Here is a 24,086-nt window from a genome sequence, read left to right on the forward strand (position 1 = left end):
CGATGGCCTCTTTTCAGTTAGACTCGTCAAAATAGACAGCGCGCCCTGTTCGGTTGGATTCATAGATAGCTTCCAGTACCTCAGATACTACACACGCTTGCTCTGGAGTTACAATCAGCTCCTTATCATCGATGATCGCTTCGATCCACATACGAATTTCCTTATCCGACATGCTCTCCTTCTTGCCATCATAGAAGTCCGCACCCTTGGCCTCAAACTGAAGCTGATTCACATACAATCGACCATACTTTTCACCGTTGATACGCAAGCCATCCTGCATATCGGCCCCGCCTTCGGTACCGCAAAGCGTGCATTTGGCTTCCTTCGTATCGAGTGTGTTTAACGCCCAGCTCGATTCAACCATAATGGTTGCGCCGTTTCTCATGATGACCATCGCAAATGCTGAATCCTCCACCTTGAACTTGTCCGGGTCCCAGGAGCCCCAGGAATTAGCTGCATTATGCTTGCGGGAAAGCTGATGGTAAGTGACGCCGAGCACCACCTTAGGCTCGTAATTGTTCATCAACCACATTGTCAAATCAAGCGCATGTGTTCCGATATCAATGAGTGGTCCCCCACCCTGCTTGTCTTCATCCAGAAATACGCCCCAGGTCGGCACCCCGCGCCTGCGAACCGCATGGGCCTTGGCCAAATAAATATGTCCCAGCTCGCCTTCTTCAACAACCTTCTTTAAATATTGGCTATCCGCACGAAAGCGATTGTTGTAGCCGATCGTCAGCTTTTTGCCCGTGCGCTTGGCGGCTTCTGCCATTCGTCTTGCATCCGCAGCCGTTTTGGCCATCGGCTTTTCACACATGACATGCTTGCCGGCCTCCAGAGCCGCAATAGAAATTTCGGCATGACTATCATTCGGCGTGCAGATGTGAACAACATCAATGGATGGATTCGCCAGCAGCTCGCGATAGTCATCAAATACCTTTGCTCCCGGATGGCCATACTTATCTGCGGCCTGCTCGGCCCTTTCCACAATAAGATCACAAAAAGCCACTATTTCTACCTGATCTATTTTACTCAGGCTGGGCAAATGCTTGCCATTGGCAATACCGCCGCAGCCGATGATGGCTACTTGTAATTTATTCATAACATTAATCCTCCTCATGATATAAACAATCCGATAAGAAAAGCTTCTGATCGAAGCCTATTCGACGAAGATACATCCGTGTTTTATATGTAGCTTTTCTTGCGAGATAAGAATCGTTCAGCTTTGCTGAAAACATATAAATTCTCTTATCTCTTAAGAAAAAGCCGGACACCTAAGCGATTATGGCAAGTGCAGCCAGTCCGCTATTTCATGTCCAGCTCCCCGGTTAATCTCAGCTACTCCGTTTATTTATTTCACTTGCTCCATTTGCTGCTTCACAATTTCATTAACATCCTTAGCCATGAACGCCTTGTCTTTATTTTCGGAATACCACTTGTTCATAAATTCCTCAAGCTTTTTGCCGTCCGCTTTATCCCAGGCAGCCTGTGAATCCTTAATCGCCTGTTCAGGGCTGTATTTGCTTCCGCTAATAATAGCTTTGACAAAAATGTCGCCTTTTTCTTTAAGAATGGTTGTATTGATCAAGTTAAGGTCAGCAGAATACACGGGCATATGATCGCCTAAGGTGATACCTGGGTATTCTCTTGTGGAATCAAAATACATCTTCTGAATGTCTCGATACATGTCCATACCTGCTTTTTGCTCAGGTACTTCAGGGTTAAAGCCACTCAAGACGAACGTGCACTTATCAACACCTGAGGAGAAGAACATCGTATAGTCACCAGCGTAACCAACTTCATTTTTCGATTTGGCCGGGTCAATAGCTTGCGGACATCCATTTGCAGCCTTTTTCCAGTGGGTGCCTTCATCTCCATTAATGATCTTTAATGCATTTTCCGGCTTCATCATAAAGTTCAGATATTGTCCAACCGCCTCCGGGTTTTTCGCATTCGCGTTAATCACGGTTGTCATTTGAATCGGGTTATCGATAGCGCCTGTGAACGTGCCCATTGGTGATTTTGGATAAGCAAGAGGTGCCACTTCCGCCCCGGCTACGTTTTTCTTCAGTGTCGCATAATCATTCATCACAAAATCATACCAACCGCCAGTAAACTTGACGTAGATGCCGATCTTTCCATTTAAAAAGTCCTGCTTCGCCTTGGCCCCGTCTTTATCGTTGATATAATCCTTATCGATAAGCCCTTCATCGTAAAGACGCTTCTTGAAGGTAAGGGAAGCCAGCTCTTTATCCCAGGCACGGACAACCTTGCCATCCTTGATGTCCCAAGCCAACAAAGTGCTGGATGAGCTCTCGCCGAATATTTCATTAATTGCTTGCTCTGAATAAGTGCTCATGTTCAACCCATATGTATCCTTCTTGCCATTACCATCCGGGTCCTGATCGGCAAATGCCTTGGCTACAGCCAATAATTCATCTGTTGTCGTTGGCATCGCCAGATTCAGTTTTTTCAGCCAATCGGTGCGAATTAATAAAATATGCGCAGGCGTAGCTTCCTTCACCTTGCCAATCTCGTATATCTTGCCATCCGGCTTGGTTCCCGCTTTTTTCAACTGCGGATATTGGGTCAGCAGCTTCTGGTATTCAGGCATAGACGGTAAAATATTATCAATAGGCATCAGCTGCTTTTGATCATACAGGCTGCCACGAAACGGCGTATTATATTCGTTAATAATATCCGGGGCAGAACCGGACGCGAACAATACGTTTAATTTTTTCGTTGAATCGCTGCGCAGCACGGGAACGAACTTGACATTGGCAGGCCCGTTTTGGTTAATCCATTTGGTCCAGCGATTATCCTCATAATTCCCCTCCGAAGCAGGTACGGCTCCACGATCATACATCGTAACGGAAATATCTCCGCGTTTGGCCGGCGCTGCCGGAGCTGGCGTTGTCGTCGCTGCCGCCGGTTTATTCGCTGCTGCCCCATCTGTGCTATTGGCCTTTGCCCCTTCTTTATTATCGCTGCTGCAGCCAGCCAGTGCTGTGCCTAATGCTACGACTCCCAAGGTCATTCCCATCCATAACTTTTTGTTCATACAAACGCCTCCTGAAATTATATTGGTTAGTTTTGTTAAACTGGACAACCCTCTTAATCAACCCTTAACGGAGCCGAGCATAACGCCTTTGACAAAATATTTTTGCAGAAATGGGTACACCACCAGCATCGGAACTACCAGCACAACGACGCCTACCGATTTGACCATTTCGGTCGCAACCATCTGCTGCTCATCGGAATTAAGGGAAGGGGAATTCAACAGATCGTTTTTTTGCAGCATCGCTTGGACGACTACCGTTAAATTTTGCAATTGGCTTTTGTTGATGTACATCAATACGCTCATGAACGTATTCCAATAATTGATGCCATAGAAGAGGGCCAGTGTGGCCAGCATCGGAAGCGACAATGGCAGTATGATTCGGATCAGCAGCGATACATCGTTGCAACCGTCAATACGAGCAGATTCTTCCACCTCATGGGGGATATTTTCAAAATAGCTTCGCATGAGCAGCATATTGTACGTACTGATGAATCCGGTAAGCCAGATCGCCCAGTAGGAATCAATTAAGGACAAGTTCTTGACAACGAGATAGGTGGGAATTAATCCCCCGGAGAACAGCATCGTAAACACCATGGCAAGGATAAAATAGCGACGTCCTATTAAATAACCTCTCGACAGGGGATAAGCAGCCAGTACCGTACCCAGCATACTTAGCGTGACGCCGACAACCGTAATAATAATACTATTTTTGAATGCTGTAAAAGCTGGGCTCGTAATGAAAAAAATCTTGTAAGCCGTAAACTGCATGCCTACCGGCCAGAAAAAAACATGTCCCGATTCCACCGATGAACGATCACTTAGCGATAAGGCTATGATATGGATAAAGGGCAGCAGGCAGGTTAAGGCAATTACCGCGAGCAGTACATAGTTGACGGCATAAAAAATGGTTTCTCCTTTGGTTGCTTTCATGCAGTACTCCCTTCTAAAATAAAGCCTGGTCAAATTTGCGGGCAATATGGTTGGCGATCAACACAAGCGTACAGCCAATAATCGACTCGAACAGCCCCATGGCGGTCGTCAAGCTAAACTGCGAGCTACCCAAACCGATTTTATAAATATAGGTGCTAATGACCTCGGACACCTCGGCAACCGCTGCGTTCTGCAGGTTGTACACTTGATCAAAGCCAACCTCCATCAACCGGCCCATAGCGAGAATGAGCAGCAAAATGATGGTCGGGCGAATGCCAGGAAGTGTAATATGCCAAATTTGCCGCCACTTGGAGGCACCATCCATGCCAGCCGATTCGTACAGGGAAGGATCAATCGTCGTCAGGGCCGCCAAGTAAATAATGGTGCTGAACCCCATCTCCTTCCAAATGCCGGAGCCTACGAATATCGTAATCCAGGAATTGGACTCATACAAAAAGGTGATCGGTTCTATCGACAACAGCTTGAGCACCTTATTGATCGAGCCGTAGTCAGTGGCAAACAACGAAAGTACGATACCGGATACAATGATCCATGAGAAAAAATGCGGTAAATAAATGATCGTTTGCACCCATTTTTTAAACCAGGTTTTTCTGACCTCATTAAGCAGGATCGCCAGAAATATAGGGACGGGAAATCCGATGACCAAATTCAAAAAGCTGAGCCAAAAGGTGTTCCATATAATTTGGAGCGTATTGGAGCTGGAGAACAGGATATTAAAATTTTTCATGCCTACCCATGGACTATGCAGGATGCCATCTGCAAAATTATAATTTTTGAAAGCGATAACAAGACCGCCCATAGGCCAATATTTGAATAAAATATAAAAGGCAAACACAGGAACCAGCATCATAAACAATGGGATATTTTGCTTTAATCTTCTTCTTCGGTGCAGGGACGAGGCCTTGCGAAGAGCCATTGTTGAATTGTGGGAGTCTCCTTGGGTACTTCCTCTCACGTATGTTTCACTCCTTCATTCATTCATTTCTTATAATCTAATCATAAGAGATTTAACAAAAAAAACCCTTGAAAAATTATAGAAGAATCTATAATTTCATTGGGTATCTGTTTATATTTGGTTAAAACCCATCATTCGGGTACCCGATAATTGCGATATTCTTTAGGTGTCATTTGATACTGCTGCTTGAACACATTCGTAAAATAGTTCGGTTCATCAAATCCGACAGCACAAGCGATCTCAAAAATTTTCATATCGGTGTTGCGCAGCAGCAGGGCTGCCTTGTCCATACGGGTTCGTGTGACAAACCGGGTAAAGCTCTCACCTACCGTCTTCTTGAACAATACACTAAAGTAGCTAGCATTGAGGTGCACATAAGCCGCTACATCTGTCAGTCTGCAAGCTTCATTATAATATTCTTCAATATATTTGACGGCTTTCTCAATCAAATTGTCATTTTTAAGTGCCTGCCAGTTATTGAACAGCAGCAAAAAGTTCTCTACTTGCTCGCTCGCCCACAGGGTGACCTCTTCTGGAGTCCAGTCAGCCTCCGGCATGTCACTGGGGATTTTGGGCAGCAGGCTGTTTTCATCAGGATCAAATTGCTTCTGTATCGTACCTAGCAAAGCAATGGAAAGGGATAGCGCCCCTATCTTCATCTCTTCCGGTGATTTGCTGGACAGCTCCTTAACCAGTCGATCCAACAGCTGCTGAAGACTATCCTCCTGGCCCATCAATATCGCAGACATCAGCTGAACTTCCAATTCCTTGACTCGGGCCTGGTTGGATGACAGTGTTGTACCATAACCTCCTATGCCCTCGCCTGCAGCGTGCGGGTCTGCTGCTTCGTAATCCAGCCCTTTGAATCTGCTGTATAAGCCAGCCAAATGTTTGGCAGTAGGTGCGGCTCCCATCGAAATCATTTCAATCCGAATTTTTAAATATTGTAGCGATGCATCCCGAATCGCTGCTTTCAAGCTCTCATTCAACATACCCGCTTCGGCGATCAGAACAAAGCGGTTGTGCTCAACGAGCAGTAGTCTTGCGTGAATGGCTGCTTCTTTCACCAATTCCTCGACAATGTTGGAGAAAGCAAACTGAAGCAGACTCATGTCATGTTTCCCGTAATGATGAATGGCTGTGTCCTCATAAATCCACTGCAGCAGCCACAACTCCTGGCCCCTCAGAATTTCGTCCAAACTGCTGGATATAGCCATCGAATAAGGCAAGTCCAATAAAGCCGCACGCAGCTCCTGATCCTGCTGCTGCTTGTGCTGCACATGCTGCTTCTCCAGCAGCGCAATCTTTTCATAAAACCGTTCATACGCTTTGTTCATTACCTGATGCACATCTTGCTCTGTACACGGCTTGATCAAGAGATCGAGCGCTCCATGGCGTACGGCGGCCTGGGCATACTCAAAATTTTTGTATCCGGTCAAAATGACCACCAGCATATCCGGGTAGCTGCGGCGTAAATGCCCGACGAACTCAATACCGTCCATAATCGGCATGCGGATATCGGTAAGCACCAGATCGGGCTTGACTTGGTCCAGCAGCTCCAGAGCAGCCTGTCCATTCCCGGCTTCACCAACAACCTGCCATCCCAGCTGCCCCTCCTCAAACATCTTGATCAGTCCCTTGCGAAAATTAGGCTGGTCCTCCACAATTAGCACTTTACCTTTCAGCATGCTCCTGTTCTCCCTTCTGAATGTTGATGTTGGGCAATATAAGCCGCATCGTGGTCCCGCTTCCGAGTCCGCTAACAATCTCCAGCCGATAAGGCGGACCGTGTATGAGCTCGATTCTTCTAACGACACTTCTCACCCCAAGGCTTTCCCGCCCGTCCGAACGTTGTGGCAAGGAAGTACCTTCCCGTCTAAGCAGCAAAGAAATGACCGATTCCTCCATACCGCAGCCATTATCCGTCACTTCGATCTCCAGAAAACCACCAAGACTGCGTGCTTTGATCAAGAGGATTTTATGGGATACTTTATTGCGGAATCCGTGGACAAATACATTTTCGACAAGCGGTTGAATCAGAAAACGCATAATTTCACATTCGAGGATTTGTTCATCTGCTTGGATAATGGTTTCCAAATCCGCTTCAAACAGCTCCGCCTGCAGCTTGACATAATTACGGATCTGCTGCAAATCCTCTCTCACGGTAGTTAAGGTTTTGACGGGCATTAAAGAATACTTTAACATTTCCGATATCGCTGCGATCAAGGAAGCCGTCTCTTTCTCGTCCTGCAAATACAGCTTCCAGTAGATCTCGTTAAACATATTATGCAAAAAGTGTGGATTCAGCTGCGCCTGCAGCGCTTTAAGCTCAGCATCTCTCTCGCTTAACTGGGTCATATACACTTCCTTGATCAACCGCTCAACCTGCTCCGCCATATTATTAAAGCTTTCCGCGATATAAGCCAGCTCGTCTTTCGTTCGAATCTGGATTCGCGCCTCAAAATCCCCGGACCGTACCTTGCGCAGCCCTTGCAACAAATCTTTAAGTGGTCTCAGCAAATTTCCCGTGGACAGCACAATTAAACCGCTCGTGAGCAGGATGCTGATCAAACCGGAATATACAATTCTTTGGAAAATGTCACGGTTCTTTTTCTGAATTTCTGTCAATGAAGTGCCACTAACCAGCTTGAATGAAGTCGTTTTCGATTCGCCTTGAACAAACATATCATTATGGATAACTTCCGTTTCGTTAAGGCTTCTCAGCTGCTGAAGTCTTGCCTCCGAGTCCTGCGGTGAGTTGCTGTAAAGCAGCTCCTTATTCGGATTGAACAAGTGGACATCACCTGTTCCTTCCTTCGTCAATTCTTTGAGCGCACTGGAAAAGAAAGATTCGTCTATTGTGATGACCAGCACACCGTACGTATTTAAGTTGCTGTTTTTCATCAATCGGGACGTAATAATCGTTTTCCTAAGCCCACTCGGCTCTATCGAGCTTGGCAAAGCCATATTCATCCAGATCAGATCTCCATAGGTATCGTCAAGCTTCGAGCGAATGACTCTAAACACATCTTGATCGAGAGTGTTGATCGCTGAGGTGGTGTATTTGAAATACGTAGAGTTTCCGTCCAGATCATACAGATACATCCCGGTAATGTAAGGCGCATCGGACTTAATCTGAAAAATTTGATCCTCAATTTGCTTTTTATCATAATATACGCTGAATGCGTCAGAGCCCTCATTGGAGTTGATTTGTCTAATCATCTTTTCAATTTGCGGATTAAATACAACCGTCTGCGAAATTCGCATAATCTCCTGTACTTTAAGATCCATCTTGGCCAAAGCCTCTTGATTCGTGCTCGAAAACTGCTTGCTGATTTCCTCCTCAAACAGCCTCATATTATACTGGTACGTCAAATAACCGGTTACGCCAAAAGCCAGCAAGATAATGACAGATAAGTTGAGAATCAGCTTTACTCTGAAGCTTCTGTTGATTCCTAATAATGATCGAATCCAGATCGGCATCGTAAGTACTCCTGTTATTCAAATAGTAAACCGAATTTCCATACATCAACATGCTCTATTAGTTAGCATTCTATCACACAATTTGAATACGATTGTACATAAAAATGCACCTTCCTAAAGATGTGGTTCATCGTTAGGAAAGTGCATGCAAGGGTATGGACAACGTTCAGATTAAGCTTATTCGGAAAAAACACTCATTTTGGACCCCGTGCTTTTAATAGAAGTTATATGTTGAGACTCTAACGAGAGTACGACGTCCAGCTTCGCAATATGCTCCAGAGCAATGACCAGATTCTCCTGCTTTTGAATTTTCAGGCTGAACAGGATTTGCATGGAGGGTACTGCTAATGGATCGTCCGGCGTACTTTCGTTCGGTATCATTTTCAAATTAACGATGGCAAGATCATAGTCCCCCAAGATCGTCGCAATCTTGCCGAGCGAGCCTGGATTGTCGATAATATGAATACCCACTTCATGGTATCTTCGATTGCGAAGCAAATGTTTTTCCCATTTATTCAACAAAAACAAGCTGATCAATACAAGAAACGTGCACAGCAAGGCACCCATATAAAAACCGGCGCCCACACTCAAGCCGATTGCAGCAACAACCCACACCGATGCGGCTGTTGTCAGTCCTTTGATCATATTTCCATTACGAAGGATCGCCCCGGCACCCAGAAAACCAATGCCGCTAATGACTTGTGCCGCCAAACGAGCGGGATCCATTCTCACATTGTATTCATTGGCAAACTGCGAAAAACCGTAGCTGGATAAAAGCATGATGGTAGCGGAGCCGAGACAAACCAAGATATGCGTGCGAAAGCCCGCTGCATGATTACTCCATTCTCTTTCAATACCGATTAAACCACCCAGGACTACTGCCAATATCATGCGAACGACTAGTTCCCAATGACTTATTTCCCAAACACTCATCAAATCCAGTCTCCTCTCTTGGTGAAATGGTTAACGCCGCATAGCTAAAAAAGCCTGTCTCCAGTTCATATTTGGATCAGGCTTTTTCGTAATTAAGAGTGATTTTAACATTGTCTACATAATAAGGGCAACGTTTTTTGGGGCCTGTCAAAGAATATTAGGTTATTGCGATTCCCTGTCTTGGTATAGCGCTCCCAAGCGGCCCGGATAGTCTGTAATAATCCCGGAAACCCCGTACTGGGTCAGCCTCAGCAGATCACTTTCTGCATTCGCGGTATAAGGATATACATAAAGTCCACTTTCTGTGGCTTTCTGTACATCCTCTGCATCCAGCAGTTGATAATAAGGGTGGAGCGAATACACATCGACATCAAAGCTGCGTGCGTAAGCAGTCGGGTCCAATAAATTGGATTGATACAGCAATCCAATTTTGGCTTCGGGCTCCAACAGCTTAATCCGCCTCACACACTTATGGTCGAAGGATGAAATCACAACGTTATTCAGACGACTTCTTTGCTTCAGTAAGTCTAACAGTTTATGCTCGATTTGACCTTCGTATGCATACTTAATTTCCACATTGATCATGATCGTATCGGGCACAAGGTCCATAACCTCATTCAAGGTTGGAACGGTCTCTCCCTTGTATTCGTCCCCAAACCAGGAGCCCGCGTCCAAGGTTTTGATTTCTGACAGCTTCTTCTCCACAATACGGCCTTTGCCGTTGGTCGTCCTATCTAAGGTCAGGTCGTGGCATACTACGATTTCACCATCAGCGGTCAAATGAATATCCAGTTCGATTCCTTGACATCCTTGATCCAAACCAAGCTGGAAGGCACCCAGAGTATTTTCCGGGGCCATCCCTTTTGCTCCTCTATGTGCAATAATCATAGGTTTATTGTTCGACATACCTTGCCCTTTCTGGTAGGGGCCGCAGCCCCTTTCGTTTTATTTTACCGTTTTGTTGTATTGTTGAATTTTCGAGCTGATCTCTTTGGAGGCTCCATCCAAAGCTTCCTTAGGTGACTTCTTGTTGTTCAGCACCTCTTCGATCGCACCCTCGACGATTTGTCTCGCTTCAGGGAATACACCGATGACTGCGCCTTGTGTAGCCGTGTTCAGCTTGGTTTGGTGCAGCTGATCAATAGCGGTCTGGAATTGCGGGAACTTTTTGAGGTTTTCTTTAACCGTATCGTCATCATAAGCCTTTTTAGTGATTGGGAAGTATCCGGTGTTGATATGCCAGTAGGCTTGCTCTTTGGGTGATGTCAGGAATTTAATGAAATCCCAAGTCGCCTTTTGCTCATCATCGGGTCTATTATTCATCATCCATAAGCTCGCTCCACCGACAACGACGCCGCCTTCTTTGGCATCCGCAGGTTTAGGCAGGTATCCGGTTCCGACCTCGAATTTACCGGCCGCACTGTCTACAAGCCCTTTAAGTGCTGCTGTGGATTCCAGAATCATACCCACTTGCCCCGCCGAAAATGCTTTTTTGGAATCATCTGTTTTACGTCCCAGATTGTTGGCGGCTTTCGTATCGACAAGGTCCTTCCACCAGGTCAATGTCTTCACCCCTGCATCCGCGTTCACCAGCGATTCTGTAGCCGGCGAAGTTCTGCCGTTCCCATTGTTTACATATTCGGCTCCCTGGTTAGCAAAAAACTGCTCAATAAACCAGCCATAAATCGCAAAGTTGGCACCGGTAGCTTTACCGGATTTCGTAATTGCATCAGCCGCTGTTTTCAACTCCTCGTATGTTTTTGGAGGTTTGGCGGGATCAAGACCAGCTGCTTTGAACAAATCCTTATTGTAGTACAGGATAGGATTAGACGTATTGAAAGGCATCGAATACAGCTTGCCGCCCAACGTGTAGTAACCAGCAATATTCGGCTCCAGCTGCGAAATGTCCCACTTATCGGCATCAATGAAATTTTGCATCGGCGTAATCGCCTTGGAATCGATCATAAAGCGGCTTCCGATTTCATACATCTGGACAACGGAAGGGCCCTCATTCGTGCCCATCGAAGCTTTCAGCTTACTGAGCAGGTCGTCGTAGCTGCCCTGGTACACAGCCTCTACCTGGACTTTATTCTGGGATGAGTTGTAATCGGTCACCAGCTGCTCAACAACCTTGGTATTCGATCCGCCCATAGCATGCCAGAATACAACTTTTTTCGGAGCACTACTAGCCTTGCTTTCACCTGCCTTGGGCGCTTCTGTTGTTTTTTTAGCACCGTCGCCCTCACCCATATTTACGTTACATCCAGCTAGAAAAATCATAATGGAAGCCATTAGTAAACCCGTAAACCCTTTTTTTCTCATCGTTTTTCCCTCTCCTCATTCAAAGTGATTGCATCTATGATAGGCCTGAAATAACAGCCGGATCATTAAGTCTTGTTTATCCTTTTACAGCTCCTGCGGTAATTCCGCCTACCAGCTGCTTAACGCCCATACCCAGTAAAAGAAAAGAAGGTAAAAGCACCAAGGTTACCCCTGCCAAGATCAGGTTCCACGACATAACCTCAGCATGCTGAAGCATACCGACACCGATTTGCACCGTTCTCATGGAAGGTCGATTCGTAATTAGCAGTGGCCATAGGTAGTGGTTCCAATGCGTCAGAAAAACATAAACCCCAAGGGTTGAAAGAGCCGGTCTCGAAAGCGGTAGAACAATCGAGAAAAAGTTTCTGATGTGTCCGCATCCGTCGATTTTTGATGCATCGAACAGCTCGTTTGGCAGCTGCAGAAAAAATTGGCGAAGTAGAAATACACCGAATGCTCCCGCCATAAAAGGCACAATCAAACCTTGATAGCTGTCCATCCAACCCCAGCTTTTAATCGTCAGGTAATTCGGAATAATCGTGACTTCCCAAGGAATCATCATAGTAGCGAGAAAGATCGCAAACAACGCGTTTTTCCCTTTGAACTTCATGAAGGAAAAGGCATAGGCGGCTAAGCTTGATGTAATGACCTGGCTCACCATGATTGCCGATGACACAATAAAGCTGTTCAAAATGAAACGGATAATGGGGAAGCTTTCGATAGCCTGCTTGAAATTCCCTAAATACAATTGAGATGGGAATAAGGGCGGTGGAAAGTTGGAAACTTCCTTCTCCGTCATGAACGACGATAATATGCTAAATAACAGCGGATACAAAACCGCGAGAGCCATCAAAAGCAGCAGCAGGTACTGAATAACCGGTGTGATTCTCTTTGCAATCATTGATAATGCACCTTCTTCTCCAAAACTTTAAACTGGAACAAGGTCAAGGCCAGGATGATCAGGAACAAAATCAATGCCTGTGCGCTCCCGATCCCGAAACGGAAATTAACGAACGCGTCCTGATAAATCGAATACACGACAACATTGGTTGAATTCATGGGGCCGCCTTTAGTTAAAATGTGAATTTGCCCAAAGGTCTGGAAAGCACCAATTACTGATACAATTAGGGCAAAAAAGATCGTAGGCGTCAACAGTGGCAAAACAATTTGGAGAAATGTCCGCACAGGTCCGGAGCCGTCAATTTTGGCGCTTTCATATATTTCCTCAGGAACACCCTGCAGCCCGCTGGATAACACGATAAACAGGAAGCCCATGTTCATCCATATCGTCATGAGGGAAATCGATACCAGTGCCCAGGATGGGTCGGTTAACCACGGAATGGGACCGATATGAACAAAACTTAAGAAATAATTCAGCATACCCGCCGTCGGGTGGAACAACAAAAACCAGATAATTGAACCAGTACCCACAGAAATAACAATAGGCAATGAAAAAATAAACTGAAATACCTTCATCCCACGCAATTTGTTATGCGTGATCGCTGCCAAAAAAAGGGACCAAATGATCGAAGTAGGTACTGTTAACAAAATGAACAGTAAACTTACTTTCAAATTCGAATAAAATTGACCTGAGGTTAACAAATCCGCGAAATTATCCAATCCAACGAACTCAACGACCCTTCCACGAGGATCTGTAATGGTCATGCTAAGGTATACAGATTTCAGCATAGGGTAAAATAAAAAGGTTATAAACAGAATCAGGGAAGGGGCCAAAAACAAATAGGCTAACAGGTTTTCTCCTAACTTTTTCTTTCTAAGTAATGCACTATCCGCCTTAATTAAAACGCTTTCATTGGATGACAATTTGCATACCCCTTTCTTAGAAAAGTTACGTTTATCAGTTGTGGGAGCGTTCCCTTCTCACTCACAGATGGTACCTCTGCCGAGTTGAAGCTCCCTTCCTTGATCCGGGATACTCAGATGTTCGCTGACACGTTCATTCAGCTTTCTGGGTAACACGGGTACACATTTAGAGAATAAAAAAACACATAAAATGCTTTGTTATAAAACAAGCAGTTTATGTGTATCTCCTATTCTCCTACACAACTATTAACTTGTTTTCATCATACACGGTAGTAGTCAATTTTGTCAATAAAACGTTTACAATTTCTTAACATTAAATTTTTCAACACTTTTATAGTACCCAAACTGGCCATTTTTATTGACCAATGTCTATTTATTTCATGAAATGAATAGCGTTGGATCATGCTTTCTCCAGGATCAAATGGTTTCCCATACCCGTAGTGTGTCATTCATAATCAACTTCCAAGTCAGTGCGATGTTCACGCTTCTCATGTATAATAAGAGCCGTAGACCGACAAAGGAGTGGAACCACGATGTACAAAATGCTGGCAATCGATATCGACGATACGCTGATCAACGACCGTAAGGAAATAACCGAGGGAACCAAGGCGGCTTTGGAAAAGGCTTTGGCGCAGGGCGTTACCGTGACACTGGCAACCGGCCGGATGTATGCATCCGCCAAACAAATGGCTGCCCAGCTGGGCTTGAATGTTCCGCTCATCACCTACCAGGGCTCGTTGGTGAAAAATTCCGAGGATGGCGCAACGATTTATGAACGTACTGTTCCCACTGACGCGGCACATCATATTTTTGCATATTGCGAGCGCAATGAGCTTCATCTGCAAACCTATTTAGAGGATATTTTGTATGTACAAGCAGATAATGATAAAAGCAGAGATTATGCTGCCCTATCGAAGATCCCTTATACGGTCTATCCCGAGTTCCACGAGCTGGCGGATAAGCCATCGACCAAGCTGTTGATTATCGATGATCCCGGACGATTGGATGAAGTAGCGGTTGAGCTTCGCAATGAAATCGGCCATCTCGTACATATTACGAAATCGAAGCCTCACTTCCTTGAAATCGTGAATCGTGAAGGTACTAAAGGGCATGCGATCCGCTTTTTGGCTGAACGATTTGGTTATGAGATGTCAGAAGTTATGGCAATCGGCGACAGCTGGAACGATCATGAAATGCTGGAAGCCGCGGGTTTTGGTGTGGCGATGGGTAATGCCGTGGAATCGCTTAAGGAAATTGCCGATTTTGTGACCTTGTCGAACAATGAGGACGGAGTTAAGCATGTGGTGGAGAAGTTTGTTCTGCAAAATAGCTCTGATCGATAGGCAGGTTAGAGTGCCGTTTTAATGAAGAGAATTATAACGACAAAGACGGACTCCCGAAGGAATCCGTCTTTTTTTGGGGTGATCTATGGGTTAGCATGGGAGCAGTTGGCGGCTTCTCCCACATCATATCATACGTCAATCTATCTATCTTGGAACGACTTGTTCCTCCCCTACAAACGCACATTTTTTATGAGTCCAATCCATTAGCCTTTTGCCTTCATAACATACATTAGGTGAAATGGAAGGGGGTTGGAACTATGGGATATGTAGGTGGAGTTGGCGCTTCTTGTGGCAGTTGTGGAGGTTACGGTTTGGGAACTACCACAGGTGTTATTCTGGTTCTGTACATTCTGCTTGTTATTATTTTGAGAACATTCTAATATGAGTTAGACAATAAAAAGACAGTGACCGAAAAGGGAGCACGCTCCCGTTATCGATTACTGTCTTTCATGCTCTTATTTGGCAAAAATATGATTTCCGATGGTTACGGTCTGGGGTCGAGACCAGATCCACTTGCTGGTAGCGGTTATCGGATTGAAATAATAAAGTGACTGATTCGTAGGATCCCAGCCACGCAAAGCATCCTGCGCCGCCAGATACGCGGTTGCATCAGGGGTCAGCGTATATTGTCCGTCATCGACAGCCGTGAATGCCCCCGGTTGAAATACAACATCATGAATATTATTGGGGAACTGACCGGATTGTATCCGGTTCATAATCACGGCTCCGACAGCAACCTGACCCTCGTAAGGTTCACCACGAGCCTCGCTATAAATAACTTTGGCCATGATATCCAACTCAGCCTGATTTAATGAATAGTTTTTTAGCGATTTCCACGTTTGATCGCCGACAACTCCGTCAGAAGTTAATCCATAATCTTTTTGAAACTGGCGAACGGTTGCCAGGGTTTGTGAACCAAATTGTCCATCCAGTACATGTTGATCATACCCTATTGTTCTTAAACGGAACTGCAAATCCCATACATCTCCGCTTGATATTCCCTTTGTTAGTAGAGCCGCGGCTTGAGCCTGGTCCGTATGCACGGTACCCAGACTCATAAGAAGCAGCGCGATCCCCACAACAAATGCTTTCACTCGCTTCATTCGTTGTTTATCTCCCTTCGCTTTGGCAAAAGGGGTTATATGCTTAATTCGCAATAAATTCCTGAACCCACTCGCCATTATAATAAGACACACCAATTTTTGTATAATTAGGATTCATAATATTTTGTCGATGTCCTTCGCTGTTCATCCATGAAGTCATGACTTCCTGCGGAGTCTTTTGACCCATAGCAATGTTTTCACCGGCATACGTATACTTGATGCCATACGTGTTCATCATATCAAATGGAGAACCGTAGGTAGGCGAATTATGATCAAAATAATGATTATTGTACATATCCTTCGCTTTATCCAGTGCCATAGCCGATAATGCACTGTCACTAGTCAGCGGATTCAGACCTGCCTTCGCGCGTTCCTGATTCACCAAATCGACTACTTGACTGGCAAAGGTGGATTCAGTTGTCCCTTGCTGAACTGTTGAGTCTGTACCTGAACCTGTTTCCACACCTGTTCCAGTCCCTGTATTTGCAGCTGCACCATTACCTGTATCTACGTTAGTACCTGTATCTACATTTGTATCTGTATCTACGTTTGTATCTGCGCCAGTTCCTGAACCGAAGTCCGTTCCGAAGCCTAATCCTTGACCTGTGCCTATGCCAGGAAGATTCAATACCATACCAGGCCAAATGTTATTGCCATTGGTAATCTGTGGATTGGCTTTAAGCAGATCACTTAAATTAATCCCTTGCTGCTTGGCAACCACCGTCATCGTATCGTTACCTGTAGTTACTGTGCATGGAGCAGCTGAAGCAGCTGTGGCTCCAACCACCGTACCCAGAGCGAGTAAACCAGTTAATACAGATTTCTTCAAAATCATTTCGAACATCCTCTCTTTTTTGCGGCCTATGAGGTTAGCTGACGGGTTCGGATCAAAGAGTAAGGACCCGGCCATGAATATGGCTTCACCCCAAATAATAGGTTCCCCCATGCCTCTATAAGAAGCTTCGGCCTGAATGGTGTCTCTTAAAAAAACAATATGCTCAGCTTGGAAACTAGCTGTCTTTTTAAGAGAGTTTCATCTTAACATGGGAAAACCCGAAGTACACTGATCAAAGTTTTCCAATCTATTGGGGTCGAATGCTATCATTCGTCTGTCCTTTTCGTATGTGCAAAATTAAGCATGAAGGACAAACGATCATACATACGATAAAAGATGTAAGTAGGGATGTAGATTTCTAACCTGACATTTCAGGAGGATGATATGAAAAATTCTGAATCGTTCGTCCCCTTAAAACCATATCTTCATACCAAGGTGTTGGTGATCGGCTGCGGTCCTTTTTTGATATCTTTGGCTGACACGTTGCTTGAATCAGGATGGCTCCGTTTCCACATACTAATTACGGAATCCGTACCTACCGATCGTGAACAGCTGAAGGAATTGGTCGAGCATGCTCGTTTAACAGATCCTATGGCCGTAATAGAAGAACTTTGTCTGGATCGCAGCGGGAGAACTGAATGGCACGAGACAGTCGCGCCCTTTCATTCAATTTTGTACGTCTCGCAGGAAGCTCATATCGAGGAGCTTCGGAACTTGAATGCGGTTTGCAAAGTACAGCAGAAGCTGCTGCTGCCGGCTTTCTGTATACAGCAAATAGGACTGGTCGGGCCGCTCGTCCATCCGGACATGGAGGGCTGCTGGGAGTCTGCGTGGCGTCGGCTCCACCAAGCTGCTCTTGGCAGCACCCATCTCTCGTCCGACTTCTCGTCCACGGCAGGAACCATGCTGGCGAACGTCATGGTATTTGCGTGGCTCAAAGCGTTATCGGAAGCGGCTGAATCTGCAGCGCAACAGGCTTTCTTTGTACTTAATCTAAATACGCTGGAAGGCGATTGGCATTCATTTGTACCCCATCCGCTCGTGACCGGACTCCTTACGGCCCCTGATCGTACAGCCTATGTACAAGAATTTGAAATTCCCGATGCGCTGATTAAAGAGGAAAGAGAGCCTTATGGGTGGTTTTCCTATTTCAGCAGACTAACGTCATCCACAGCAGGAATCTTCCATACTTGGGAGGAAGGGGATTTGGGGCAGCTGCCGTTGGCACAGTGCCGTGTTCAGGCTGCTGATCCTCTCTCGGAAGGACCAGCCAAGCTGCTACCCGATGTAATTCGCTCAGGTCTGACTCATGAAGAGGCACGACGGGATGCAGGACTAGCCGGAATTGAAGCATATGTAACGCAATTGTCTACTTTATTCACTTCAGAACTGCCTCCATTCCCGTATGCTCATGGAAATGGGGCTGCAATTCAACCGTTTATCGGTATTGGAGCAGGTGAAACAGTCGCAGAAGGAGTGTGCCGCGGGCTGCTAATTTGCTTGACTGACACATTGACCAAATCGTTGATCAACCGGAAACCTTTTATCCGTCAAGTGCTGCCAGATAACGTCGAGGACGAACGCTGTAAATACTATTTGCAGTCATTGACGCTTATACAGGGGGCGCCAACGATCGGTCTTGGTATGGAATTGTACGGCTTTCCTGTTGTATGGGTCGGTATAAACGGCCTTTGGTATGGTCATGTAGGCTTGAATACGACATTGGCCTTAAGAAGCGTGCTGCAGCAAGCTCTGCGGTTCGCAGCAAACACACAACTGATACTTCCGCCGTCAGTACTCGTTGCAGCCTCTGTGATACTGGAAACAAAAGAACCCTCCCATCTGATCATTCCTTCCACACAAGAGAGTACATCATCTGAAATCTTGGCTGCGGCCTTGCAAATCCTGAAGCGGGACAGCAAGCGACTGCATGTGATGGATATGGCCAATGAGCCTTTTTTGAAAGAAGGGCTTGTAGGGGTTTGGGGCGTTCTTGTGAGAGAGGAGGATTCCCGATGAAATCTGTCATCGCGATTGTCGGAGAGGGAAAGCTTGCGGACCTCGTGTACCGGAGATTGTCTCATTCCTATTCAATCGCCCTACTGAATGATTTCAAGGAGAGTGTACCGGAAGCGGCACAATTGGTTATTGTTCTGCAGGATGAAGCCAGTTCCTTCTTGGTTAACGAAATTGAACAATTGTTGCAGCCGACAGGCATCCCCTGGATCCATGTCTGTGTTCTTGGTGATGAAGGTGTGATCGGACCCTTAGTACGACCCGGCTCACCGGGATGCTCGTTATGTGCGGACACGCGTTATCAGATGGCAGGACGCAATTTGGAAATGTCCGAGCAGCAGCTGAGAAGATTGGTATACGGAGACGAGCTTGATGAATCGGGCATTTCGCTCGCTGGCTTGCTGCACATATCCTGTCTAATTGAAGCAGAAGCACAGAGAATACTCCAGAGTAAGCTGGCTCTCACGGAAGGGCGCATCTATCTCGTTAACTTAATAACTTTGAAAAGCTCCCTACACCCTTTTTTACCTGACCCCCTATGTACCATGTGCGGTCAATTACCCGATGATACTGCTACGATAGCCCAGATTAAGCTCCAGCCAAGTCTTAAGAGCAGTCCCGCTAGCTTTCGCTGTCGTTCGGTTAACGAACTGAAGGATGTATTGATCAAAGATTATTTTGATTCCCGAACCGGACTTTTTAATGTATATCAGCCAGATCTTGCTTCATCCTTTGCTGCTGTCCATGCCAACCTTCTCTTGTTTGCAGGAGACGAGGTGACAGCAGGCCGCACTCATTCCTATGTGACCAGCACGCTGACCGCGATATTGGAAGGATTGGAGCGATATTGCAGTCAGGCACCGCGCGGTAAACGAACCGTAATTCGTGACACCTATCACAATCTCGCAGAGCAAGCGCTCAATCCGCTTGATGTAGGTGTGTATACAGATGAGCAGTATGCGCAGGAGGATTTTCCATTCCAACCGTTTCATCCGAACCATCCCATCGATTGGGTCTGGAGCTATTCGTTTATGCAGGAACGTTCGATTCTCGTTCCGGAGCTGCTGGCGTATTATAGTGTGACTTATGGTGAAGGCTATGTGAATGAAGCCTCCAACGGATGTGCGCTTGGCAGCAGTCTGGAAGAAGCGATTTTGTATGGAATTTTGGAGGTTGTAGAACGTGATTCATTCCTGATGACCTGGTACGCACAGCTTCCAGTGCCCCGTCTTGATCCTTATTCCACTGATAGCAAGGAATTGCGCTTAATGGTCGACCGTTTGCGAGCGGTAGCAGGGTACGAGGTTCAGTTGTTCAACATTACGACGGAGAACGGAATTCCATCTGTGTGGGCATTGGCGAAGAACACCAGGCCAACGGGAGCGAATCTCGTTTGTGCAGCTGGTGCTCATCTGGATCCGATAAGAGCCGCGATAAGCGCTATCCATGAACTCGCCGGCATGATCGGATCGCTTAGCACGAAGCTGGAAGCCAACCGCGAAACCTACCTGCATATGCTCGAAGATTCCTCCCAGGTTCGCCAAATGGAGGACCACTCCTTATTATACAGCCTGCCGCAGGCGGAATCGCGCCTGAGATTTTTGCTCGATAACCATCAGCCCTTGCAAACGTTCGCTGAAGCGTTTAAGCAGGTAACGATCCCACACACAGATTTGACAGAGGATTTAAAGGGCATTCTTATGGTGTTCAAAAAATTGAAGCTGGATATTATTGTCGTCAATCAGACAACACCCGAAACATTACGCAACGATTTGCATGGTGTGAAAGTGATCATTCCGGGCATGCTGCCGATGACATTCGGACATAACCTTACCCGCTTATCAGGACTGGAGAGACTACTGCGTATACCGGCAGAACTTGGATATGTGGAGCAGCCTCTTACATTGGAGCAGCTTAATCCATATCCACATCCATTTCCATAAATTTACAAATGCTTCTACAAGAAAAAGCCGCTCATCTTTTGATGCGGCTTATTAACTATTTATGTGATTAATTTGTATTTATTTCTTACCTGCGTGCTCGGACATCGGCAAATCTGTCGGGGAATACACGCCGATATTGTTCGTTCCTGCCTTAAAGGCCCAATATAACTCGGTAACCCCTACACCTACAGCGAATATGAACAGCACGAGTACAACTGAATACGTAATCTCCATCATATAATTGTCCCGAACATGCTGAACCTTGTCTTTCCAGCCCAGCTCACGAAAAACAACCGGCTGCAGCGGCGCGTACCCGATTAAAAAACGGTACGCTTCATTTATTTTAGCAAAAATAGGTTCCCCAGGGGATGGCTGCTCATCTGCATCCAGGTATTTATACCTCTTCATCAGAAAAAAATATCGGTCCTCAATTTCCTTCTCAATTGCGTCCTCGGTAAGGCCAAGTACCGCGCATGCCTGTCTGCGATCCTGCATAATTTTCCCTCCTTTTGATTTAAAGGTTCTGCAATCAGAAGGGAAATTATGCAAGGGAATATGTAAAAATTTACTGTATAGAAAAAATCACCTGCATGCTTCATGTCAGGTGATCCTCTACATAAATCTGATTAACGATACCAAGGGGTTACCGTGATATTATCAATATGAACACGGGGCGGGAGATTAACCAAATACACAACAAGGCTCGCGATATCGTCGGTCTTTAGCATCGTGGATCGCTCTTCCTGTGTGATCGGCTCGGTTTTATGATTCCAGATCGTACTGTCCACGGCTCCGGGGCTAATGGAGGTCACTCTGACACCGGTACGTCTATTTTCTTCGATGATCGTTTCGGTTAAAGCCCGTGCGCCATATTTGGATGCCACATACAGCCCATTCCCGGAGCCGCTTCGAAATGATGCCGTTGATAAAATATTAATAACGTATCCCAAATCCTGTGACTTCATCACTGGGATGACTTCACGACACATCAGGTACGTACCTGTTAAATTAATATCGATCATCCGGTTCCATTCTGTAACATCCGTATCCTGAAGATTCTGTTTCTCACGCATACTGATCCCGGCCGAATTAATGAGGATATCGATACGTCCATAGGTCGATATGACCTGCTGAACGGCATGGTGTACCTCCGCTTCGCTCCTCACATCCGCTTGAATTCCGGTCACCTGATCCCGATACTGGGGGTCAACTGAATCCAGAGCCAACTTCAAATTATTGGCATCCCGGGAGACCACAGCAACAAAAACCCCTTCGCGCAGCAGTGCGTGCATAATAGCCAGCCCTATTCCTTGACTCCCACCCGTAACCAAAGCTACTTTATCGTGAAACATAGACGTTTCTCCTTTGCTTCATCCTTATTCACAGTACAGCCTGAACCGAGCTTCTGAGCAGCTCAATCATCCTATCGTGAAGCAGACCCTCTTTGTTATGCGCCGGAGTTATGCAGCAAACCTTGCCTTGACCTGACGTATGCTGCCAGCCCGCAATCGAGCTGCCATCGATGGATTCCGATCTCAGAAAAACGCTCGTATTGGCTTCATCACAGCTAACGAAGTAGTGCTCATCCATAATTTCGAATGAAATTTCCTTCGAGTTCCCTTGAGAGTTGTCTGAAGGAAGCGTACCGTGATATTGAACCATTTGATTTTTGGACGGATGGGAAATAAAATAACCGCGCAGCATGTTCACAAATGCCGAATCAGGCGGATAAGAGGCTAAACCCGAATGCCAGTTGAGGAAGCCTCCTCCCTCTTCCACATAACGGACAATAGCTGCCGATATGGGCTCCGTTAACCACTGCTGGACGATTTCATCCTTCGGATTAACCCTGTCTTCCTTGAAGAGAATCACTGCGGCAGGTTTTGTCTGCAGCCGCTCCGTCAATTCCTCAGCCGATATGTACTCCAATGTATAGGAGCCGCTGTCCGTAAGAGGCTTGATTGCCAGGTTCAGAGCTTCCCTGATCGGTTCCTCAGCATGATAGTAATCTCCAACGATTGCATAAATAAGCTTCATTTACTGCTTCCCTCCATCCTTGCCACATGATAAATGTTAGATCGGCATCGGTTCGCCTTTAAAATTAATGAAATAGTGTTCAGGAGCAATCTCCTTTTTCATTTCTACAATATCGAGTATGCCCATAGCGCTTTCCAACGGATCTCCAGGAGCCTTCTCTCCGCCCATATCTGTTTTGATCCAGCCCGGATGCAGCGCATACACGCGGATCTCTTTGGCTTTCACATACTTCTTCAGCTGCTTGGAGAACATATTGATCGCGGCTTTGGAGAGCGCATACGGATAATCTCCACCATAGGCATTGGACAAGCTTCCCGCTTCCGAGGATATGTTCAGGATGATCCGTTGGCCTCCGTCCGGCATCAAGGGCAGCAAATGTTTGACTACCCGCATCGGCCCATACAAATTGACCTCGAAGCTTTGTGCAACATCCTCCAGCGAAAGGGTTTCAAGTGTTCCCCCTCTGCCGAGCAGGATTGCAGCGCTGTTGATGATTGCATCAACAGCTTGATTGTCCGCTCGCAGCGTTTCTGCTAACCGGGCAACCGTATCTTCACGGCTGACATCCAGCTCTACAGCCTTGATTTGGCCGGGATAACGGTTGATCAGCTCAAGCAGCTGACCATCAGGATTGGCAGCGCGAATACCAGCGATAACATTGTGGCCCCGCTCCGCTGCAATCGTCGATAGATGAAAGCCGAGACCGCGGTTTGCACCAGTAATTAGAATATTCATGCTGGTTCACCGCCTGCCTGCGGCATAACAGGTGTATTCAGAGGTTTGCCCAGCTCCTGCAGACCCAGGGTTACTCCCAGCTTGCTGATTGTATCAAAATAGCTGTATCGACCGCTTCCGTATTCCCCTTTATGGGTCAGCGGATAGCCCTTACTTTCCACAAAATCAATATGCTGTTCAAAGCCAGGAACGGTGAACGTTATAAAATGAACCCCTTGGCCCTGCAGCTGTTTGAACTCGTTCCATGGACCCGGCTCATCATACGCTTCCAGCAGCTCCACAGTCACGGGTCCCATTTGCAAGTTGGCCAGCTTCACCTGTCCGCAGATGAACTTACCACGATACCACGTATATCCGCTTTCCGTGTGCTGGGGCACACGATCCGGATCAGGAACCCGAATCTTTGGCATCTCGATTCCGAACAGCTCTGCATATTGCTTGGCTGCCTCTTCGATGTCGTCTACAACAATTCCGATTTTCATCAGATTATGATTCTCTATATGCTCCATATACCCGTAGCCTCCTGTTTATATGATATATACTGG

The 24,086-nt window shown here is 46.2% G+C and carries 22 protein-coding genes and 1 riboswitch; of the genes, 4 read left to right on the forward strand and 18 right to left on the reverse strand.

Translation table 11 applies throughout. From position 1 onward, the window contains the following. Positions 1-13 precede the first annotated feature (13 nt). The 11 genes from NST47_RS34225 to NST47_RS34275 all read right to left on the reverse strand — a co-directional run bounded on the left by NST47_RS34225 (position 14) and on the right by NST47_RS34275 (position 13,529). Positions 14-1,102, reverse strand: a complete 1,089-nt coding sequence (locus NST47_RS34225; RefSeq protein WP_341159111.1) for a Gfo/Idh/MocA family protein — start codon at positions 1,100-1,102, stop codon at positions 14-16. Positions 1,103-1,351: 249 nt separating this feature from the next. Continuing rightward, positions 1,352-3,061, reverse strand: a complete 1,710-nt coding sequence (locus NST47_RS34230; protein WP_341159112.1) for an extracellular solute-binding protein — start codon at positions 3,059-3,061, stop codon at positions 1,352-1,354. Positions 3,062-3,118: 57 nt separating this feature from the next. Next, on the reverse strand, positions 3,119-3,991 hold the full coding sequence (locus tag NST47_RS34235; RefSeq protein WP_341159113.1) for a carbohydrate ABC transporter permease: 873 nt from the start codon (positions 3,989-3,991) through the stop codon (positions 3,119-3,121). 13 nt (positions 3,992-4,004) lie between these two features. After that, positions 4,005-4,928, reverse strand: a complete 924-nt coding sequence (locus NST47_RS34240) for an ABC transporter permease (RefSeq protein WP_341159816.1) — start codon at positions 4,926-4,928, stop codon at positions 4,005-4,007. A 170-nt stretch (positions 4,929-5,098) separates the two neighbouring features. Further along, positions 5,099-6,655, reverse strand: a complete 1,557-nt coding sequence (locus tag NST47_RS34245) for a response regulator transcription factor (RefSeq protein WP_341159114.1) — start codon at positions 6,653-6,655, stop codon at positions 5,099-5,101. Next, positions 6,642-8,450: a sensor histidine kinase gene (locus NST47_RS34250; protein ID WP_341159115.1), complete on the reverse strand. Its 1,809-nt coding sequence runs from the start codon at positions 8,448-8,450 to the stop codon at positions 6,642-6,644. Before NST47_RS34250 ends, NST47_RS34245 begins: the two co-directional genes overlap by 14 nt. 177 nt (positions 8,451-8,627) lie before the next feature. Beyond that, entirely contained in the window at positions 8,628-9,383 is a 756-nt protein-coding gene (locus NST47_RS34255) for an MgtC/SapB family protein (protein ID WP_076229772.1), read from the reverse strand. A gap of 162 nt (positions 9,384-9,545) precedes the next feature. Further along, positions 9,546-10,289: a glycerophosphodiester phosphodiesterase gene (locus NST47_RS34260; protein ID WP_341159116.1), complete on the reverse strand. Its 744-nt coding sequence runs from the start codon at positions 10,287-10,289 to the stop codon at positions 9,546-9,548. Between the two features lie 39 nt (positions 10,290-10,328). Continuing rightward, positions 10,329-11,705 carry an ABC transporter substrate-binding protein gene (locus NST47_RS34265; RefSeq protein ID WP_341159117.1) on the reverse strand — a complete coding sequence of 459 codons (1,377 nt, stop codon included), beginning with the start codon at positions 11,703-11,705 and terminating at the stop codon, positions 10,329-10,331. 76 nt (positions 11,706-11,781) lie between these two features. Next, positions 11,782-12,606, reverse strand: a complete 825-nt coding sequence (locus tag NST47_RS34270; RefSeq protein ID WP_341159118.1) for a carbohydrate ABC transporter permease — start codon at positions 12,604-12,606, stop codon at positions 11,782-11,784. Beyond that, positions 12,603-13,529 (reverse strand): carbohydrate ABC transporter permease, encoded by a 927-nt coding sequence (locus tag NST47_RS34275; protein ID WP_341159119.1) that lies wholly within the window; start codon positions 13,527-13,529, stop codon positions 12,603-12,605. Before NST47_RS34275 ends, NST47_RS34270 begins: the two co-directional genes overlap by 4 nt. Positions 13,530-14,062: 533 nt before the next feature. Between NST47_RS34275 and NST47_RS34280 the strand changes: the two genes are divergently transcribed. Further along, on the forward strand, positions 14,063-14,872 hold the full coding sequence (locus tag NST47_RS34280) for a Cof-type HAD-IIB family hydrolase (protein WP_341159120.1): 810 nt from the start codon (positions 14,063-14,065) through the stop codon (positions 14,870-14,872). 257 nt (positions 14,873-15,129) lie between these two features. Beyond that, positions 15,130-15,252 (forward strand): hypothetical protein, encoded by a 123-nt coding sequence (locus NST47_RS34285; RefSeq protein ID WP_256711237.1) that lies wholly within the window; start codon positions 15,130-15,132, stop codon positions 15,250-15,252. Positions 15,253-15,327: 75 nt separating this feature from the next. Here the strand turns inward: NST47_RS34285 and NST47_RS34290 are convergent, their stop codons facing one another. Together NST47_RS34290 and NST47_RS34295 are read right to left on the reverse strand one after the other, a co-directional pair. Continuing rightward, the gene (locus NST47_RS34290) at positions 15,328-15,975 is read right to left on the reverse strand and encodes a cell wall hydrolase (protein WP_262682310.1); all 648 of its coding nucleotides are present in this window, start codon (positions 15,973-15,975) and stop codon (positions 15,328-15,330) included. A gap of 43 nt (positions 15,976-16,018) precedes the next feature. After that, positions 16,019-16,810, reverse strand: coding sequence for a CAP domain-containing protein (locus NST47_RS34295; RefSeq protein WP_341159121.1), 792 nt, complete (start codon positions 16,808-16,810; stop codon positions 16,019-16,021). Between the two features lie 7 nt (positions 16,811-16,817). After that, positions 16,818-16,953, reverse strand: a riboswitch (cyclic di-AMP (ydaO/yuaA leader). Positions 16,954-17,194: 241 nt separating this feature from the next. Between NST47_RS34295 and NST47_RS34300 the strand changes: the two genes are divergently transcribed. Next, entirely contained in the window at positions 17,195-18,829 is a 1,635-nt protein-coding gene (locus NST47_RS34300; RefSeq protein ID WP_341159122.1) for a bacteriocin maturation protein, read from the forward strand. Next, positions 18,826-20,769 carry a TOMM precursor leader peptide-binding protein gene (locus NST47_RS34305; protein ID WP_341159123.1) on the forward strand — a complete coding sequence of 648 codons (1,944 nt, stop codon included), beginning with the start codon at positions 18,826-18,828 and terminating at the stop codon, positions 20,767-20,769. Before NST47_RS34300 ends, NST47_RS34305 begins: the two co-directional genes overlap by 4 nt. 78 nt (positions 20,770-20,847) lie before the next feature. Here the strand turns inward: NST47_RS34305 and NST47_RS34310 are convergent, their stop codons facing one another. The 5 genes from NST47_RS34310 to NST47_RS34330 all read right to left on the reverse strand — a co-directional run bounded on the left by NST47_RS34310 (position 20,848) and on the right by NST47_RS34330 (position 24,050). Further along, positions 20,848-21,264 carry a J domain-containing protein gene (locus tag NST47_RS34310; RefSeq protein ID WP_076229762.1) on the reverse strand — a complete coding sequence of 139 codons (417 nt, stop codon included), beginning with the start codon at positions 21,262-21,264 and terminating at the stop codon, positions 20,848-20,850. Positions 21,265-21,395: 131 nt separating this feature from the next. After that, the gene (locus NST47_RS34315; RefSeq protein WP_341159124.1) at positions 21,396-22,121 is read right to left on the reverse strand and encodes an SDR family oxidoreductase; all 726 of its coding nucleotides are present in this window, start codon (positions 22,119-22,121) and stop codon (positions 21,396-21,398) included. Between the two features lie 28 nt (positions 22,122-22,149). Further along, positions 22,150-22,806 carry a ThuA domain-containing protein gene (locus tag NST47_RS34320; protein WP_341159125.1) on the reverse strand — a complete coding sequence of 219 codons (657 nt, stop codon included), beginning with the start codon at positions 22,804-22,806 and terminating at the stop codon, positions 22,150-22,152. Positions 22,807-22,842: 36 nt separating this feature from the next. Further along, positions 22,843-23,541 carry an SDR family oxidoreductase gene (locus NST47_RS34325; protein ID WP_341159126.1) on the reverse strand — a complete coding sequence of 233 codons (699 nt, stop codon included), beginning with the start codon at positions 23,539-23,541 and terminating at the stop codon, positions 22,843-22,845. Next, the gene (locus NST47_RS34330) at positions 23,538-24,050 is read right to left on the reverse strand and encodes a VOC family protein (protein ID WP_341159127.1); all 513 of its coding nucleotides are present in this window, start codon (positions 24,048-24,050) and stop codon (positions 23,538-23,540) included. Before NST47_RS34330 ends, NST47_RS34325 begins: the two co-directional genes overlap by 4 nt. Between the last annotated feature and the right edge of the window lie 36 nt (positions 24,051-24,086).

This window comes from Paenibacillus sp. FSL H8-0034, assembly GCF_038000305.1.
In the GTDB taxonomy this organism is placed as follows: domain Bacteria; phylum Bacillota; class Bacilli; order Paenibacillales; family NBRC-103111; genus Paenibacillus_S.